13 protein-coding genes are annotated in these 15,987 nt (G+C 72.0%); 2 read left to right on the top strand and 11 right to left on the bottom strand.

Features of this window, described 5'->3' with window-relative positions; translation table 11 throughout:
- Positions 1–80: 80 nt before the first annotated feature.
- From ACZ4V1_RS19600 to ACZ4V1_RS19575, 6 genes are read right to left on the bottom strand one after another with little or no spacing between them, the layout of a single operon-like run.
- Positions 81–1,514 carry a class II 3-deoxy-7-phosphoheptulonate synthase gene (locus tag ACZ4V1_RS19600; protein WP_468337402.1) on the bottom strand — a complete coding sequence of 478 codons (1,434 nt, stop codon included), beginning with the start codon at positions 1,512–1,514 and terminating at the stop codon, positions 81–83.
- A complete protein-coding gene (gene trpC / locus ACZ4V1_RS19595; RefSeq protein ID WP_468337399.1) occupies positions 1,511–2,287 on the bottom strand; it encodes an indole-3-glycerol phosphate synthase TrpC in 777 nt (258 codons plus the stop codon). The genes ACZ4V1_RS19600 and trpC overlap by 4 nt, the downstream gene beginning before the upstream one ends.
- Positions 2,284–3,309 (bottom strand): anthranilate phosphoribosyltransferase, encoded by a 1,026-nt coding sequence (gene trpD / locus ACZ4V1_RS19590; protein ID WP_468337396.1) that lies wholly within the window; start codon positions 3,307–3,309, stop codon positions 2,284–2,286. The genes trpC and trpD overlap by 4 nt, the downstream gene beginning before the upstream one ends.
- Positions 3,302–3,901, bottom strand: a complete 600-nt coding sequence (locus ACZ4V1_RS19585) for an anthranilate synthase component II (RefSeq protein ID WP_468337393.1) — start codon at positions 3,899–3,901, stop codon at positions 3,302–3,304. Before ACZ4V1_RS19585 ends, trpD begins: the two co-directional genes overlap by 8 nt.
- Positions 3,898–5,391 (bottom strand): anthranilate synthase component I family protein, encoded by a 1,494-nt coding sequence (locus tag ACZ4V1_RS19580; protein ID WP_468337390.1) that lies wholly within the window; start codon positions 5,389–5,391, stop codon positions 3,898–3,900. The genes ACZ4V1_RS19585 and ACZ4V1_RS19580 overlap by 4 nt, the downstream gene beginning before the upstream one ends.
- Positions 5,388–6,434 carry a class I SAM-dependent methyltransferase gene (locus tag ACZ4V1_RS19575; RefSeq protein WP_468337387.1) on the bottom strand — a complete coding sequence of 349 codons (1,047 nt, stop codon included), beginning with the start codon at positions 6,432–6,434 and terminating at the stop codon, positions 5,388–5,390. Before ACZ4V1_RS19575 ends, ACZ4V1_RS19580 begins: the two co-directional genes overlap by 4 nt.
- A gap of 262 nt (positions 6,435–6,696) precedes the next feature.
- Here ACZ4V1_RS19575 and ACZ4V1_RS19570 point away from each other — a divergent pair, with 262 nt between their 5' ends.
- On the top strand, positions 6,697–9,087 hold the full coding sequence (locus tag ACZ4V1_RS19570; protein ID WP_468337384.1) for an HAD-IC family P-type ATPase: 2,391 nt from the start codon (positions 6,697–6,699) through the stop codon (positions 9,085–9,087).
- Between the two features lie 849 nt (positions 9,088–9,936).
- Positions 9,937–11,835 carry an AfsR/SARP family transcriptional regulator gene (locus ACZ4V1_RS19565; RefSeq protein ID WP_468337381.1) on the top strand — a complete coding sequence of 633 codons (1,899 nt, stop codon included), beginning with the start codon at positions 9,937–9,939 and terminating at the stop codon, positions 11,833–11,835.
- A gap of 115 nt (positions 11,836–11,950) precedes the next feature.
- On the opposite strand, the gene ACZ4V1_RS19560 is transcribed toward ACZ4V1_RS19565, so the two are convergent.
- The 5 genes from ACZ4V1_RS19560 to ACZ4V1_RS19540 all read right to left on the bottom strand — a co-directional run bounded on the left by ACZ4V1_RS19560 (position 11,951) and on the right by ACZ4V1_RS19540 (position 15,669).
- Positions 11,951–12,166 (bottom strand): MbtH family protein, encoded by a 216-nt coding sequence (locus ACZ4V1_RS19560; protein ID WP_468337378.1) that lies wholly within the window; start codon positions 12,164–12,166, stop codon positions 11,951–11,953.
- A gap of 155 nt (positions 12,167–12,321) precedes the next feature.
- Positions 12,322–13,497 (bottom strand): alpha/beta hydrolase family protein, encoded by a 1,176-nt coding sequence (locus tag ACZ4V1_RS19555; protein WP_468337375.1) that lies wholly within the window; start codon positions 13,495–13,497, stop codon positions 12,322–12,324.
- A 190-nt stretch (positions 13,498–13,687) separates the two neighbouring features.
- On the bottom strand, positions 13,688–14,119 hold the full coding sequence (locus tag ACZ4V1_RS19550; protein ID WP_468337372.1) for a hypothetical protein: 432 nt from the start codon (positions 14,117–14,119) through the stop codon (positions 13,688–13,690).
- 160 nt (positions 14,120–14,279) lie between these two features.
- Positions 14,280–15,137 carry a prephenate dehydrogenase gene (locus ACZ4V1_RS19545; protein WP_468337369.1) on the bottom strand — a complete coding sequence of 286 codons (858 nt, stop codon included), beginning with the start codon at positions 15,135–15,137 and terminating at the stop codon, positions 14,280–14,282.
- 79 nt (positions 15,138–15,216) lie between these two features.
- A complete protein-coding gene (locus ACZ4V1_RS19540) occupies positions 15,217–15,669 on the bottom strand; it encodes a phospholipase (protein ID WP_468337366.1) in 453 nt (150 codons plus the stop codon).
- Between the last annotated feature and the right edge of the window lie 318 nt (positions 15,670–15,987).

The following is a 15,987-nucleotide window of genomic DNA, read 5'->3' as shown; positions in this document are numbered from 1 at the left end:
TGCACACGAGAGTACGCAGACCGCCTCCGCCACACACCTGACGTTCGGCAGGGGTCGTACTTACCTTCGGCAGTACGGCGTCACGCCCCGCTCCTCAGTTCCCGCAGGAACTCCGCCACCCGGAAGGCGAGTTCGATGGACTGCGCCGCGTTCAGACGCGGGTCGCACGCCGTCTCGTAGCGACTGGCCAGGTGGGTGTCGAGGACCTCGTCGAGATCGCCGCCGAGGCACTCGGTGACGTCGTCGCCGGTGAGTTCCAGATGGATCCCGCCCGGATGCAGTCCCTCCTCCCGGTGCACGGCGAAGAACTCGGCCACCTCGGCCGTGATGTCGGACAGACGGCGCGTCTTGTAGCCGCTCTCGGAGACGAAGGTGTTCCCGTGCATGGGGTCGCAGGCCCACACCGGGGTGTGCCCGGCGTCCCGCACGGCCCGCAGCAGCGGCGGCAGCAGCTCGGCACTCCGTCCGGCGCCGAGCCTGCTGATCAGGACGAGCCTTCCCGGCGCCCGGCCCGGGTCGAGACGCTCGCACAGCTCGCGCAGTTCGCCGGCCCCGGTCGTCGGCCCCACCTTGACGCCGACGGGATTGTCCACGCCGGCCAGCAGCTCCACGTGCGCACCGTCGAGACGGCGGGTGCGGTCGCCGATCCACAGCATGTGCGCGCTGGTGCCGAACCAGGTGCGCCGCTTCTCGTCGTAACGGGTCAGCGACTGCTCGTACTGCGGCAGCAGCGCCTCGTGCGAGGTGTAGAGCTGCACCTGGTGCAGTGCCGCCTGGGAGCGGGTGTCCAGGCCGCACGCGGACATGAACCTGAGGGCCCAGGTGATGTCGTCGGCGGCCTTCTCGTACCGCTGCCCCGCGGCGCTGCGCCGCACGAACTCGTGGTTCCACTCGTGCACCTGGCCCAGATCGGCGTAGCCGCCCAGGGTCATGGCCCGCAGGACGTTCAGGGCCGCCGCCGAGTGGTGGTAGGCCCGCAGCAGCCGGCCCGCGTCCGCGCGGCGGGCCTCGGGGGTGAACTCGGGGCCGTTGACGATGTCGCCGCGGAACACGGGCAGTTCGACGCCGTCGAGCGTCTCCGTGGGGCGGCTTCGGGGTTTGCCGAACTGGCCGGCGATCCTGCCGACCTTGACGACCGGCAGACCGGATCCGTAGGTGAGCAGGATGGCCACCTGGAGGATCACCCGCAGCTTGCCGCGGACACCGGCCTCGGTGCAGGAGCCGAAGCGTTCGGCGCAGTCGCCCGCCTGCAGCAGGAAGGCCTCACCGGCGGCGACCTGGGCGAGGGAGCGCCGCAGGTCGAGGATCTCCTCCGGCAGCACGAGCGGCGGCTCCAGAGCGAGGGTGTTCTCCACCCGCCGCAGTTCCTCGGGGTCGGGCCAGTCCGGCTGCTGCGCGGCCGGGCGGCGGCGCCACGATCCCGGGCTCCACGCGGCCGGCCCCGCGTCGCCCGCCGCGGCGGTCCCCTGCGGGGCCGCCACCCGTTGTGCCGTGTGGATGTCGCTCGCCGTCATCCGACCAGTTCCTTGATCGTGGCACCGGGATCCCCGGCCCGCATGAGCAGTTCTCCGACCAGGATCGCGTCCGCCCCGGCCCGCTCCAGTTCGCGGGCGTCCGGTGCGCCGCGGACGCCGCTCTCCGCGACCATGACCCGCCCCGCGCCCACCCGCCCGCGCAGCCGGGCCGACAGGGTCCGGTCGATCGAGAAGTCCCGCAGGTCGCGGTGGTTGACGCCGATGACGTCGGCACCCGCCGCCAGCGCGATGTCCACCTCGTGCTCGTCGTGCACCTCGACCAGCGCCTCCATGCCGTACCGGCGGGTGTACGCGAGGAGCGCGGCGAGGCGCTCGGGGGTCAGCGCGGCGACGATGAGCAGCAGGGCGTCGGCGCCGAGCGCGCGGCTCTCCAGGATCTGGTACTCGTCGACGACGAAGTCCTTGCGCAGAACGGGGAGGCCGCCGGCGCCGCGGGCGACGGCCAGGTGGTCGGGGCTGCCGCCGAAGCCCTCCTCGTGGGTGAGCACCGACAGGGCGCAGGCACCGCCGCCCTGGTAGGCGCGGGCCAGCTCGGCCGGCCGGTAGTCGTCGGTGAGCGCCCCCTTGGAGGGGCTGCGGGGCTTCATCTCGGCGATGACGCCGAGGCCCGGCTGCCGCAGCGCGGCGGTGAAGTCCCGGGTCGGGGGCGCGGCGGCGGCCAGCGCGACCAGCTCCGTCTCGGGTCGGACGGCGCGCCGCCGTTCGGTCTGCCGCTCCGCGTCGGCGACGAGGGTCGCGAGGAGGCCGTTCATGCCGGCACCTCCAGGTCCGTCCGCTGCCAGGAGGCGCGGGCCCAGCGGTGGAGCAGGTCGGCGGCGGCACCGCTGTCGACGGCGGAGGCGGCGAGCCGCAGCCCGTCGTGCCAGGTGGCGGCCGCGTCGGCGACGCGCAGGGCCGCGGCCGCGTTCAGCAGCACGACGTCCCGCGCGGGGCCGGGCTCACCGGCCAGGACCCGGCGGACGACGGCCGCGTTGACGGCGCGGTCGCCGCCGGCCAGGTCGCCGGGGCGGGATCTCGGCAGTCCGTGCTCCGCGGGGTCGAAGTGGTGGGTGGTGCGCCGGCCGTCGCGCAGTTCGACCAGGTGGGCCGGTGCGCCGGTGCTCAGTTCGTCCATGCCGTCCTCGCTGTGGAACACCAGGGCGCTGGTGACGCCGAGCCGGTCGAGGACCTCGGTCATCGGTTCCACGAGATCCCGGCTCGGCACCCCGAGGGTGCGCAGCCGGGCGCCCGACGGGTTGCACAGCGGGCCAAGCAGGTTGAAGACGGTGCGCGCGCCCAGTTCCCGGCGCGGGCCCGCCGTGTGCCGGAAGGCGGGATGGAAGACCGGCGCGAACAGGAAGGTGATCCCGGTGCTCTCCAGACAGGCGGCGGCCTCGTCGGCACCGAGGTCGACCCGGACCCCGAGTTCCTCCAGCACGTCGGCGCTGCCGCAGGCGGAGGAGGCGCTGCGGTTGCCGTGCTTGGCGACCCGCACCCCGCAGGCGGCGGCGACGATCGCGGCGGCGGTGGATATGTTGAAGGTGTTCAGCCCGTCGCCGCCGGTTCCGCAGGTGTCGAGCAGGTCGCCCTCGCTCCGCACCGGCGTGGCGAACTCCTGGGCGGCGCGGGCCATGCCCACCAGGTCGTCGGCGGACGCGCCGCGCACCGTGACGGCGAGCGCGAATCCCGCGATCTGCGCCGCCGTCGCCTCCCCGCGCATGATCACTCGCATCGCCTCGGCCGACTCGCCCTCCGTGAGGCGGCGCCGTGCGACCGTTCTCAGTAGCTCAATCATCAGCGCACTCCAGGAAGTTCGCGATCAGCTGCTTGCCCTCGGGGCTGAGCACCGATTCCGGGTGGAACTGCACTCCGTACGTCGGGTGCTCGCGGTGGCGCAGGCCCATGATCGTGCCCTGCGCCGTGCGGGCCGTGACGACCAGCGCGTCCGGCAGACCGGCGGGGTCGACCACGAGCGAGTGGTACCGGGTGGCGGTGAACGGGTCGGGCAGACCGGCGAGCACACCACTGCCGTCGTGGTGCACCGGTGAGGTCTTGCCGTGCACCTGCTCGCCGCGCACCACCGAGCCGCCGAAGGCGGCGGCGATGCTCTGGTGGCCCAGGCACACGCCGAGGATCGGCAGCCGTCCGCCGAGTTCGCGGACCGCGTCCACGCAGACCCCCGCCTCGGCCGGTGTGCCGGGCCCCGGCGAGAGCAGCAGCAGGTCGTATCCGGCGAGGTCCGCGACGCCGACGGCGTCGTTGCGGAAGACCGCGGGCCGGCCGCCCAGTTCGGCGACGTAGTGGACGAGGTTGTACGTGAACGAGTCGTAGTTGTCGATCACCGCGACCCGTGGCCCCGCGGCGGGGCCGGTTCCGGCCGCGCTCATGCCCCGGCCTCCGCACGTCGTACGGCGGTGAGCATGGCGCGCGACTTGTGCAGCGTCTCGCGGAACTCCGACGCGGGGTCCGAGTCGGCGACGATGCCGGCACCCGCCTGCACGTGCACCCGGCCGTCGGCGACGACCATGGTGCGCAGGGCGATCGCGAAGTCGGTCAGGCCGTCGAGGCCCACGAAGCCGAGGGCACCGCCGTAGACGCCGCGCTGCTCGGGCTCCAGTTCCGCGATGATCTCCATGGCCCGGATCTTGGGCGCCCCGGAGAGGGTTCCCGCGGGGAAGGCGGACCGCAGTGCGTCCAGCGCGTCCCGGTCCGGCGCGAGCAGGCCGGACACGGTGGACGACAGATGCATCACGTGGGAGAAGCGCTCGACCCGCATGAGCCGGTCCACCTGGACGGTGCCCGGTTCGGTGACCCGGCCGAGGTCGTTGCGACCGAGGTCCACCAGCATCACGTGCTCGGCGCGCTCCTTCTCGTCGGTGCGCAGTTCATGCTCCAGCCGCAGGTCCTCGCCGGGGTCGGGGTGGCGGGGCCGGGTGCCGGCCAGGGGCCGGGTGTACACCCGGCGGCCCGTGGCCTTGACGAGGAGTTCGGGCGACGCCCCGATGACGTGGCGGCCCCCGCCCAGACTCAGGTGGTACATGTACGGCGAGGGGTTGGTCGCCCGCAAGTGCCGGTACAGATCCAGTGGTTCGGCGCGCAGCGGCCTGCTGAGCCGCCGGGACAGCACGATCTGGAAGGCGTCACCGGCCGCGATGCGCTCGCGGGCACGGGCGACGCGGTCCACGAACTCCGCCTCGGTGAGGCCGGCGGTCCAGCCCTCCGCCGGGTCCGCGTCCGCCGGGAAGGTGTCCGCGAGCGGGCGGCCGGTGAAGCCCGCGGGCCTGCCCGCGTCCCGCAGTCTGCGGTTGAGGTGCACGATCCGGGCGACGGCGTCGTCGTAGGACTCCCGGGCCGGCCGGTACAGGGTCATCAGCAGGACGCGCCGGGTCGCGTGGTCGAAGACCACGAGGTCGTCGGCGGCCAGGAAGGCGGACTCGGGCAGGCCGGGCGGCCGGCCGGCAGCGGCGGGCAGGTCCTCGAAGTGGCGGGCCGCCTCGTAGCCGAGGTAGCCGACGATCCCGCCGTGGAACGGCGGCAGTCCGTGCACCGGGGCCTCGGAAGCGGCCAGGAAGGGGCGCAGCGCGGTCAGCGGGTCGCCCGCGGGCAGGGCCAGCGGGACCGGCCGGTGGCCCACGTACGAGTACCGTGCCACACCGCCGGAGACGGGCACGCTCTCGAGCAGGAAACCCGCCTCGTCGGGGCCGCACAGCTGGGAGAACGCCGTGACGGGGCTGATGGTGTCGTCCAGGAACTCCTGGTGGAGCGGGATGACGTCGTACTCCCGGGCCAGCGCCGCGGCGGCGGCCCGGTGGGGCCTGGTGACGCGGGCCGCCTCGGTCGCGTCCGCCGTGAGCTCTTCGGCGGGATGGGTGGTCATGCCGCCTTCCCGGCGGCGGGGGACACCCGTCCCACACCGACGACGGCGCGTCGCGGGATGGTGATGCGCCACAAGCCGGTGGCGTCCTCGTGGCGCAGTTCGCTCGACGCGAGGCCCCCCTGGGCGTCCGGGTAGCGGAAGATGTCCTTGGCGGTCTCCGCCACCCAGCGGTACGCCTCGTTCTCGGTGCGGCCGTCGAAGACCTTGACCAGGCCGTACATGTTGAGCAGGTAGCGGCCGATCTCCAGTTCGGCCTCCTGCGGGGTGGCGCCGACGGCGGTGTAGGGGTCGTCGATCTCCACGACCTCCCGGTGGTCGTACCCGGCCTTCTCCAGGTATCCGTCGATCTCGTCCCGCGTGAAGTGCAGGAACTTGTGGCCGGTCGCGGAGTACACGTCCGTCACCTCCTCGAACCACACGTCCACGGGGGAGCCGACGAGGAAGTCGTGCAGGACGAACGTCCCGCCGGGACGGAGCATCCGGCGGGCCTCGGTGGCCACCGTCTGGCGGTCCGAGGGCGGCACGTGGTGCGAGCCGTAGGCCAGCAGTACGGAGTCCACGCTGCGGTCGCGCAGCAGCGGCTGCTCGGCACGCTGCAGCAGCGCCGGAACGCCCGCCGCCCACGCCGTCGCGACCATGTGCGGGGACGCGTCGCAGGTGAGGATGGTGAAGTCGCCGATGCCCAGGTCCTCGCAGACCTTGCGCACCAGTCCGTCCCCGCCGAGGAGGTCGACCAGAACGGGACGGTCACCGTCCGGTACCCGCCGGGTGGTCTCGGCGAATCCGAGGAGCTTCCTGATTCCCGTCTCGCGGGCCCGCCGGTTGAGCGTCTGGGCCTGTACGTACTCCACGCCCCGGCTGCCCTCCCCGTCGGCGCCGAAGTCGTCGTGCCGCTCCGGGCTGATGCTCCGGGCCGCCTCCCAGGCGGCGATCCGCCGCGGATCGGCGAGTGCGTGCAGTTCGGGGTGGTGCCGTCGCAGTTCCGCCAGCTGCCCCTGCACGTCATCCCCGCTCACGGTGTGTCCGCTCGTCTGTGCGTGCATGCGTCGGGATCTCCTCTGGTGGGGGTGGACGCGGGCAGTGCGATGCCCGCCGGGCGTGCCGGCACGAGGCTAGGAGCACGCACTTTCCCCTCGATATCGATCCGTTTTCGCCCGCCGGGCCAAGATCCGTCCCTGTCGAAAGTAAGGGCCAAGAGACGTCGTTCGTTCCTGGTCGCGGCGGATAGCGGGCTCATACAGTCACTGCGCGGAAGCAGAGCCGAGACATGACAGAGCGCGGTTCCGAGCCCGGGAGGGCGCCAGGATGAAGCACCAGTTGGACGAGCCCGGCGGGACGACACGCGTCGACGGGAGTACCGGCCTGAGCGCGGCCCAGGTCGCCGAGCGGGTCGCCGCGGGCCAGGTCAATGACGTACCGGCCCGGTCGAGCCGCAGTATCGGCGAGATCATCCGCAGCAATCTGTTCACGCGCATCAACGCGATCATCAGTGTGCTGTTCGTCATCGTGATGATCGTCGGCCCGGTGCAGGACGGGCTGTTCGGCGGGGTCATCCTCGCCAACACGCTGATCGGCATCATCCAGGAGGTCCGCGCCAAGCGGACCCTGGACCAGCTGGCGATCGTCGGCGAGAGCCGCCCCCGCGTCTGGCGGGACGGACAGCGCGTCACGCTCAGCGCCTCCGAGATCGTCATCGACGACACCATCGACCTGGGTCAGGGCGACAAGATCGTGGTGGACGGCACGGTCACCACGAGCGACAACCTGGAGGTCGACGAGTCGCTGCTCACGGGCGAGGCGGATCCGGTGGTCAAACGCCCCGGCGACCCGGTGATGTCCGGCAGCTTCGTGGTGGCCGGGTCCGGAGCGTTCACCGCCACCCGGGTCGGGCGGGAGGCCTACGCCTCTCAGCTCGCCGAGGAGGCCCGCCGCTTCAGCCTCGTCAACTCCGAGCTGCGCAACGGCATCGACCGCATCCTGAAGTTCGTCACCTACGCGATCATCCCGGCGGGCATCGCGCTGATCATCACGCAGTTCATGGTGAACGACGACAACCTGTCCGAGGCGATCCGGCGCATGGTGGGCGGTCTCGTCCCGATGGTCCCCGAGGGCCTGGTGCTGCTGACCTCGCTGGCCTTCGCGGTCGGCGTGGTCCGGCTCGGCAAGAAGCAGTGCCTCGTCCAGGAACTGCCCGCGATCGAGGGGCTGGCCCGGGTGGACACCGTCTGCCTCGACAAGACGGGAACGCTCACCGAGGCGTCGATGGACGTCGACGAGATCCTGCCGCTGCTGCCGGACGTGCCGGTCGAGCAGGTGCTCGGCGCCCTCGGCGCCGCCGACGAGCGCCCCAACGCCAGCCTCCAGGCGATCATCGAGTCCTACCCCGCCCCCGAGGGCTGGCAGCGCACCGCCGCCGCTCCCTTCTCCTCCGCCCGGCGGTGGAGTGGCGCCGCGTTCACCGAGCCGTCCGGTACGCGGTCGGCCTGGCTGCTCGGGGCGCCCGACGCGATGCTGCCGGCCGGGCACTCGGTGCTCACCGCCGCCGACTCCTACGGGGCGCGGGGCCTGCGCGTCCTGCTCCTGGCGCGCTGTTCACGTCCGCTGGACGAACTCCTGGAGGACACCGCGGCGGTGCCCGACTCGGTCACGCCCGCCGCGCTCGTCGTCATCAAGCAGCGCATCCGGCAGGAGGCGCCGGCCACCCTCCAGTACTTCGCCGACCAGGGCGTCACGGCCAAGGTGATCTCGGGCGACAACGCGGTCTCCGTCGGTGCCGTCGCGTCCAGCCTGTCGCTGCCCGGGGCGGAGCGGCCGGTGGACGCCAGGTTCCTGCCGGAGGACCCGCGGGAACTGGCCGACGCCGTCGAGGAGAACTCCATCTTCGGGCGGGTCGGACCGCAGCAGAAGCGGGACATGGTGGGCGCCCTGCAGTCCCGCGGCCACACCGTGGCGATGACGGGCGACGGCGTCAACGACGTCCTCGCGCTCAAGGACGCCGACATCGGCGTGGGGATGGGCTCGGGCAGCCCGGCCACCCGGGCGGTCGCACAGATCGTCCTGCTCAACAACAACTTCGCCGCGCTGCCCTCGGTGGTCGCCGAAGGGCGCCGGGTCATCGGCAACATCGAGCGCGTGGCCAACCTGTTCCTCACCAAGACCGTCTACTCGGTGCTGATGGCGCTGGTCATCGTGATCGCCCAGGTGCCCTACCCGTTCCTGCCGCGGCACATCACCCTGGTCGGCTCCCTGACCATCGGCATCCCCGCGTTCTTCCTCGCCCTCGCCCCGAACAAGGAACGCGCCAGGTCCAACTTCGTCGGCCGGGTCCTGCGGTTCGCGATCCCCGCCGGCGCGCTCGCGGCCACCGCCACCTCGGTCGCCTATCTGACCGCCCGGTCCGTGTACGACGACAACCTGGACGCCGAGACCTCGGCGGCGACCCTCGCGCTGTTCCTCACGGCGCTGTGGGCGCTGGCCATCATCGCCCGCCCGTACACCTGGTGGCGCGTCCTGCTGGTGCTGACCATGGCGGTGGGCTTCGCGGTCGTGCTGGTGGTGCCGTACCTCCAGGAGTTCTTCCAGCTCAAGCTGGTCGGTGTCGCGGCGCCGTGGACGGCGGTCGCCTGCGCCGCGGTCGCCGGGCTGGCCCTGGAGTTCGTGTGGGCCCGCATGCGCCGGCGGCTCGCCGACGACTGAGCCCGCGGGGCGGTGAGACCCCCTGACCGCCCCGTGACACGAGGGACGGCCGGCCCGTGCCGGCCGTCCCTTCGTCTGTCCCTCCGTCCGTCCCTTCGTCTGTCCCTCCGTCTGTGCCGTCGGCTGTGCTTCGCCGCTCGTCCTTGCCGGCTGCCGGCTGCCGGTTGCCGGTTGCGGGCTGCCGGTTGCCGCGCTCTGTCCGCTTCGTCCGTCGGCTTCCGGCTGCCGAGCGACACGATCAGGCCAAAGGTGCGACACCGCGTGGCCGGGTCCACCGTCCGCGGACCGCCCCGGCGGCACCCGATCACGGCCGCCCCGAGCCGCGAGCCGCATCCGCCGCCACCAGGAGTGTTCACACTTTTCCCACATTCTCTGGCGAAGTTGACCGAAGAGTAGGTACGGGTCCGCGCCAGCGTTCCGGAGGAATAGAAAACGGCGCACTGACGAAAGCCAGGGCAGACACCTGCCGAAAGTTGAGTGTTGGACTCAAGGAAGATCCGTATTATTCGACTGCAGGCAGGGGGGAGCCAGCTACGAAGGATATATACCGCAGGTCTCATTGGGCCGGACCGCAGGCAGTGCCGCGCCGGCGACCACGACCACCACTTTCGCGACGTTCCGCTGAACAGCGCCATCGAGCCACCGGGCCGGACGTCTTGCACCCTGAGTGACTCCCACCCTCGCAACGACCGGATCGGGAGGTGAGCGACATGCCCGACGAAGGCCCTACCAGCGGCGACCCCGGCTGACCGGCCTTCGCGCACGTTTCACGTCAACGGCACCCGGTGTATTCCGGGAATTTCAGCACGCAGACATCAGCGCAACTTGACGCGGGGGTATCAAGAGGTCATGAATCTTCGGCTGATAGAACCGACACACAAGAGAATCGGCAGCCTGGAGCACGCCCAAAAGGAAAGCTCCAAATCCGGTCTCGAATTCGGAGTGCTCGGTCCGCTCGAAGTGCGTATGAATGGTCGAGGTCTCACCGTGGGCGGCCCCCGGCAAAGGGCCGTTCTTTCCGCGCTGCTCCTCTCTTTCAATCAGGTGGTCTCCTTTGATTCCCTGATAGACAAGGTGTGGAACGGGCGCCCGCCGAGCACCGCCCGCACCCAGGTGGCGATTTGCATAGCCACACTGCGCAAGATATTCCGCACCGCGGGCTGGGAGCAGGAAACGATCATCACTGCCACACCCGGCTACATGCTCAGCCTCACCGGTCACTCGCTCGACTCCCTGCGCTTCGAGCAACTGGTCGCCAGGGCCACGGAGCTGACCGCCGAGAACCGTGCGGCGGAGGCGGCGGAAGCGCTGCGGCAGGCGCTGGCCCTGTGGCGCGGCCCGGCGCTCGGCGGCGTCTACGCGCCCTTCGCCGAGACCGAGGCGGCCCGCCTCGACGAACAGCGGATGCTGGCCGTGGAGCAGCACATGGCGCTGCGCCTCCGGCTCGGCGAGCACCAGGCGGTGCTGGGGGAACTCCAGGCGCTGGTCGGTGCCTGTCCGCTGCGTGACCGGCTGCGCTACTACCTGATGCTCGCCCAGTACCGTTCGGGCCGGCGGGCGGAGGCGCTCACGACATTCCGCGACGGAATGCGGCACTCCATCGAAGAGATCGGTCTCGAACTGGGCACCGAGCTCCAGTCCCTCCACGACTCGATCCTGCGGGACGAATTCCCGCAGCTCGATGTTCCCGGCATAGCGGCGCCGCAAAAGGACACGCCGCGGACCATGCCGAGTCAGCTCCCGGAAAGCGACCCGTACTTCATCGGACGTAGTCGCGAGCAGTGGCTCATGGACGACGTACTGCTGGACGAATCGGCGCAGAATCCTTCCCCCATCGCGTACATCACCGGAAGTCCCGGAATCGGAAAAACGAGCCTCGCGGTCAACTGGGCGCACCGCACCGGGCACAGGTTTCCCGACGGGCAGCTGTTCGCCGACCTCCGGGAGACCGACACCCTGGACGTTCTCCACCAGTTCCTTCGTCAGCTGGGCGCCGAGGAACCGCTCCCCGCGGACCCGGCGGAGGCGGCCGAGCGGTATCGCGGGATGCTGGAGGGCAGGCGGGTCCTGCTGGTGCTCGACCAGGCGTCGTCGTACGCCGAACTGCGTCAGCTGCTGCCCACGAGCGGCGGTTGCTGCGTACTCATCACCGGCCGCGCCAACATGGACGAGCTCATGCAGAAGTACCGGGCTCTTCGGCTGCGCGTCTCCCCCCTGTCGGACGACGAGGCACGGGAGACGCTGACCAGTGTGCTGCGGGACTCCAGGGCGGAGGAGTCCCCCGAGGCCACCCGGCGGCTCGCCGCGCTGTGCGGCCACACTCCGCCGGCGTTGCGCGCCGCGGCGGCCAGGCTGCTCACCAAGCAGCACTGGCGCGTGCAGGATCTGGTCCGCCGGCTGGAGCGCTCCGGCGACCGGCTGGCGGAACTCAGCATCGGGGACGACTCGCTGCGTGCCCGGCTGGACCGCGGCATGCGGGACCTGGCGCCCAGAGTGGCCTCCGCCTACCGCGCGTTGAGCCGCATCGACGACGCCGATTTCGAGGCGGCCGACGCGGCGAAGGTGCTCGGCACGGATCTGCTGGAGGCCGAGGACCTCATCGAGACCCTGGTCGACGCGCAGCTCCTTGAAGCGGTGGGCCGCGACCGCTGGGGCGAGATGCGCTACCGGTGGCAGGAACTGGTGCGGCTGCACGCCTTCCACGCCCTGGGTGCTGCCACTCCGTGCGGTGCGGCCCTGACCGACTGACACGCGGGGTACGACGACGGCCCGTACGCCCCCTTCCGGGGACGTACGGGCCGTCATGTTCCGTTACCGCGCCGGGCCTCGGCCGCCGGCGCGCCCGTGCGGGACGCCGGGTCGGTCAGCCGCCGGCGCTCATCGCCTCCACGAGGCTCCTGGGCCGCATGTCGGTCCAGTTCTTCTCCACGTACTCCAGGCAGGCCTCCCGGTCGGACTCGCCGAAGGCGACCTCCCACCCGGCGGGCACGTCCACGAAGGACGGCCACAGCGAATGCTGCCCCTCATCATTGACAAGCACGAGATAACGGCCTTCTGCGTCTTCGAACGGATTGGTCACTTCGCATTCCTTCCGGGAGCGTCGGGCGGAGATTCTGCGCGGGTTGCGGCCCCTGCCTCCGACCTCGGCCAACGTACCCAGACCGCGTTTCCTTCCGATATCGATCCGTTTTTCCGCGGCCGGTCCGGCCCCGCGGGACGCCTCCCGGCGGATGCTCAGCGGCCGTGGACGACGACCTCCGGGAGCTGCCGGGCGGCCGTGTCGAGGCGCGGTCCGAGGTGTCGCAGCCGCTCGTCGAGAAAGGCCGCGACCAGTTCACGGGTGATCCGGCCGGCGTCTCCCGAGTCGAGGGTGACCTCCTGGCCCGCCATGCCGGTCCGCTCCAGCAGCGGGGCGTAGTCGGTGAAGGACAGGTGTCCCGCGCCGCGCACCGAGAACCAGCGGCGCGGGCCGGACAGGTCCCGCCAGGCCCCCTCCCAGGACACGTCGGCGCCCGGGCGGCCGTGCTCGCCCGAGCCGAGCAGCAGGAACGGCCGGTCCAGCGTGCTCCGTCCGGTCGTGTGGACGGTGCCGTCCAGGTTCACCGCGGCCGCGAAGCCGGGATCGGTGCGCAGTGCCTCGAACGCGGCGGCACCGCCCATGGAATGGCCGACCAGCGCGACGCGCGACGGGTCCAGCCGCGGGAGCCCCCGGGCCCCGGAGGACCGGACCAGCCGCTGCCGCACGAAGCCGAGGTCGACGGCGCGGGTGGTGGCGACCCGTACGCCGTCCGGGCTCCGTTCGCAGGCCAGGCAGCCCGTCACGCGGCCGTCGGGGTGGCCGATGGCCGCGGCCTCGTAGGCGTGGTCGACCGCCGCCACGGCGTATCCCCTGCTCGCGAGTTCCTCGGCGAGCCCGGTCAGGGACGACCGGGGCAGTGTGAAGCCCGGCGACAGCAGCACGAGGGGCAGGCCGTGCGGGGGCGCGGGCAGCGGCGGCGGGGCCAGGCGCGCGTGGACGCGGGTACGGCTGAGCAGATCGGCGGGCACGCCCTCGACGCGGTGGAAGCGCAGGATCATCTCCGACTCCCGCGCCGTGACGTAGCGGGCCCGCGGCGCGCTCGAGGGCAGCGCCGGGTACCAGAGCGACACCGTCAGCTCCCGGAACCGGGCGGGGTCCCAGGGGTCGCGCCGGGAGGTGTCGCGCAGTTCCATCGTCCGCAGGCCGACCGGCCGGGCACCGGTCGGCGGGGGCAGGGCGGGCAGGGCCGGCGCGGTCCACGCGGCCCGTTCGCCCGCCGCGGCGGCCATGCTCCGCCCGTCCGCGGCGGCGGGCACGACCGCCAGCAGCACGGCCGCCACGAGGGCGGCACATCGACGCACCGGACGTCCCGCTCCGGACACCTTCAGCATCAGCGCTCAATTCGTCGGGAAGTACTGAACGCTGATCACGTTAGGAGCGGGAAACGCGAGGTGAAAGCACCGTCGGCGTATTCATGACCATGGTCGTCAGCATGTGGCCGCGATATCCATGACCGGCCGGTTTCATGCCTGGACTTTTGTCATCCGCCGCGCCGCGTTTCCCTTTCCTTCGGCAGGGTCGTCACATGAACACCCTGCTGAGCCGCGTGTCCAGCACACCCGTGACGTCTTTCGGGCCGTGCTCCGGCTCGGTCGGGTCGTAGTCGAACTCGACATACGCCTCACCGCCCGGGAAGTGGGGGCAGGCCATGTGGCTGGTGCTCCTGGTGTCTCCTGAGGCGGTCTCCCAGTTGATCGACCAGGCCACGCAGCCGCTGTCCCCTCCCGTGAAGGGGCCGCCGGGCTGCAGGTCCTCGACGTAGCCGGTCACCCGTGCCCGGCCGTCCTCGGCACAGGCGGTGATCTCGCCCTTGCCCCAGTCCGTGACTTCACTGTCCGTGACGCAGACGGGCGCCGCGGTCGCGGTGGGAGCGGCGGAGGCCGCCGTGGTCGGGAGCAGTGCGGTCGCGCCGAGCGCCGCGGTGACGGCCGCGGCGCGCAGGATTCCACGCATGGTCGGGTCCTTTCCATCGGTGGTGTCCCGGTCGGAGCGGTGGTGTTTCGGTCCGATCGGGGGTGTCTCGGTCCGAGCGGTGGTGTTTCGGTCCGATCGGTGGTGTCCCGGTCCGATCGGGGGTGTCTCGGTCCGATGGGGGGCGCGTCGTTCCGGGGCCTCAGGACCGCGGCACGTCCGGTTCCCGGATGCGGGCCCGTCCCGCCACACCGAAGCGCAGGGTCTCCCGCAGCCGGACCGGCCCGGTGGCGTCCCCGGACCGCGCGGCGTCCCGCAGTTCGCGCGCCACGGCCTGTGCCTCGGCCGCCCAGTCGTCCAACTGGTCGGCGACGGGCCCGGCGTTGGCGGTGAGGATCTCCGCCCAGTGCTCGGGATTGCCGTCGGCGGTCCTGGTGACGTCGCGCAGGTCCTGACCGGCCAGTCGTACGGCCGACTCGTCCCCGCCGAGCAGCCGGGCGGCGACGAGGCTCGCGACGAGGTGCGGGGCGTGCGAGACGAGGGCGACGGCCCGGTCGTGGGCCTCGGGGTCCAGCAGCACCGACACCGCCCCGCACAGCGCGACCAGTTCCAGTGCGCAGTTGAGGGCGAGGTTCCCGGTGGCCTCGGTCGGCGTGAGGGCCCAGGGCCTGCCCTCGAAGAAGTCGGCCCGGGCCTGGCGCGGCCCCTCTCCCCCGCCGACCACGGGAGCGCCGCTGACCAGCGAGGACAGGTCGCAGCCGTAGGCCTGGACCTCACGGTGCAGCCGGACCTTGACGCCGGAGACATCGGTGTAGCAGCGCGCCGTGCCGAGCTTCTGGTGCTCGGCGATGACCGGCGCGACCTGGGCGGGCGGCACCGCGATCACCGCGATGTCGGCCTGCTGCGGGGGGCGTGCGGCGAAACCGGCCCCGCACCGTTCGCCGGCCAGCGCCGCCTCGGGGTCGGCGTCGATCAGGTACGTGGTCACGCCGTGCCGCCGCAGTGCGAGCCCCACGGAGCGGCCGATCACCCCCGCGCCCACGATGACGGCGCTGCGCATGCGTCTTCCTCTCCTCGGCTCGGCCCCGGTCCGGCAGGGCGCGGACCGGCCCCCGCGGGGTGCCGGTCCGCGAGGCTCGTCAGCCGAAGATCTTGACGGCCTGGTAGTACGTCCAAGCGGTGCTGTTGCAGGCCGTGTTCTTCTCGCCGGTGTAGTTGACGCAGACGCGCTTCATGTCCTCGTAGAAGGCGCTGTCGACGCGGCTCTTGTTGGCGTCGAACTGCCCCACCGCCTTGTAGTTGCGGTAGCCGAAGTCGTGGCGAGCACAGGCGTTCTCGAACGGGAAGCCGAACGGGTTGTTGGGCGCCTGCGTGCAGTGGTCGGTCGTCCAGTCGAACCCGTAGGCCGCCCAGTCGGCCTGGTTCCGCTGTGCCGCGAGCCACGCGTTCTGGCTGGACGCGCTGGTCTGGGTGAAGGAGGAGAGCACCTGCGCCTTGTCCGCGGGAGCCGCCTGCGCGGGGGCGGCGGCAATGCCGAGCGCGAGCACCGATCCGAGGGCGGCGAGGGTGGTCTTGGTCGTGGTGCGACTCATGGGACGGCCTCCAAGGCGGGGTGGGGGATGCGGCACACCCACCTTGGCGAGACCCGCTATGGGCCCCTTATCGCCCCGCTATCGCGTTCGGCACCATCGACGCCGTGCGCGCGCCACCCGCCTCCGTCGCGCCCAACGCGGCTGTTCAGGCCCACAGTTGACGCACACGTCCACGCGGTCGCGCACCCGCGCCGGGCCGCCGCGGCCACCGGTTCGTCGCGCTCGAAAGCCCCGTGCGGCACGGGTGCCGTACGGGGCTTCGGAGTGGCCCGCCGGGACGGGCGCGGGCCTTCGGAGAAGGGACCGGTGCGCCAGGGC

The sequence above is a fragment of the Streptomyces sp. NPDC028991 genome, assembly GCF_055564775.1.
This window is presented reverse-complemented; position numbering and strand designations above follow the sequence as displayed.

Excerpts from the sequence above, each read along its gene's own strand:
- ACZ4V1_RS19600 (WP_468337402.1), bottom strand. The coding sequence starts at position 1,514 with ATGACGGCGAGCGACATCCACACGGCACAACGGGTGGCGGCCCCGCAG.
- trpC (WP_468337399.1), bottom strand. The coding sequence starts at position 2,287 with ATGAACGGCCTCCTCGCGACCCTCGTCGCCGACGCGGAGCGGCAGACC.
- trpD (WP_468337396.1), bottom strand. The coding sequence starts at position 3,309 with ATGATTGAGCTACTGAGAACGGTCGCACGGCGCCGCCTCACGGAGGGC.
- ACZ4V1_RS19585 (WP_468337393.1), bottom strand. The coding sequence starts at position 3,901 with ATGAGCGCGGCCGGAACCGGCCCCGCCGCGGGGCCACGGGTCGCGGTG.
- ACZ4V1_RS19580 (WP_468337390.1), bottom strand. The coding sequence starts at position 5,391 with ATGACCACCCATCCCGCCGAAGAGCTCACGGCGGACGCGACCGAGGCG.
- ACZ4V1_RS19575 (WP_468337387.1), bottom strand. The coding sequence starts at position 6,434 with ATGCACGCACAGACGAGCGGACACACCGTGAGCGGGGATGACGTGCAG.
- ACZ4V1_RS19570 (WP_468337384.1), top strand. The coding sequence starts at position 6,697 with ATGAAGCACCAGTTGGACGAGCCCGGCGGGACGACACGCGTCGACGGG.
- ACZ4V1_RS19565 (WP_468337381.1), top strand. The coding sequence starts at position 9,937 with ATGAATCTTCGGCTGATAGAACCGACACACAAGAGAATCGGCAGCCTG.
- ACZ4V1_RS19555 (WP_468337375.1), bottom strand. The coding sequence starts at position 13,497 with ATGCTGAAGGTGTCCGGAGCGGGACGTCCGGTGCGTCGATGTGCCGCC.
- ACZ4V1_RS19550 (WP_468337372.1), bottom strand. The coding sequence starts at position 14,119 with ATGCGTGGAATCCTGCGCGCCGCGGCCGTCACCGCGGCGCTCGGCGCG.
- ACZ4V1_RS19545 (WP_468337369.1), bottom strand. The coding sequence starts at position 15,137 with ATGCGCAGCGCCGTCATCGTGGGCGCGGGGGTGATCGGCCGCTCCGTG.
- ACZ4V1_RS19540 (WP_468337366.1), bottom strand. The coding sequence starts at position 15,669 with ATGAGTCGCACCACGACCAAGACCACCCTCGCCGCCCTCGGATCGGTG.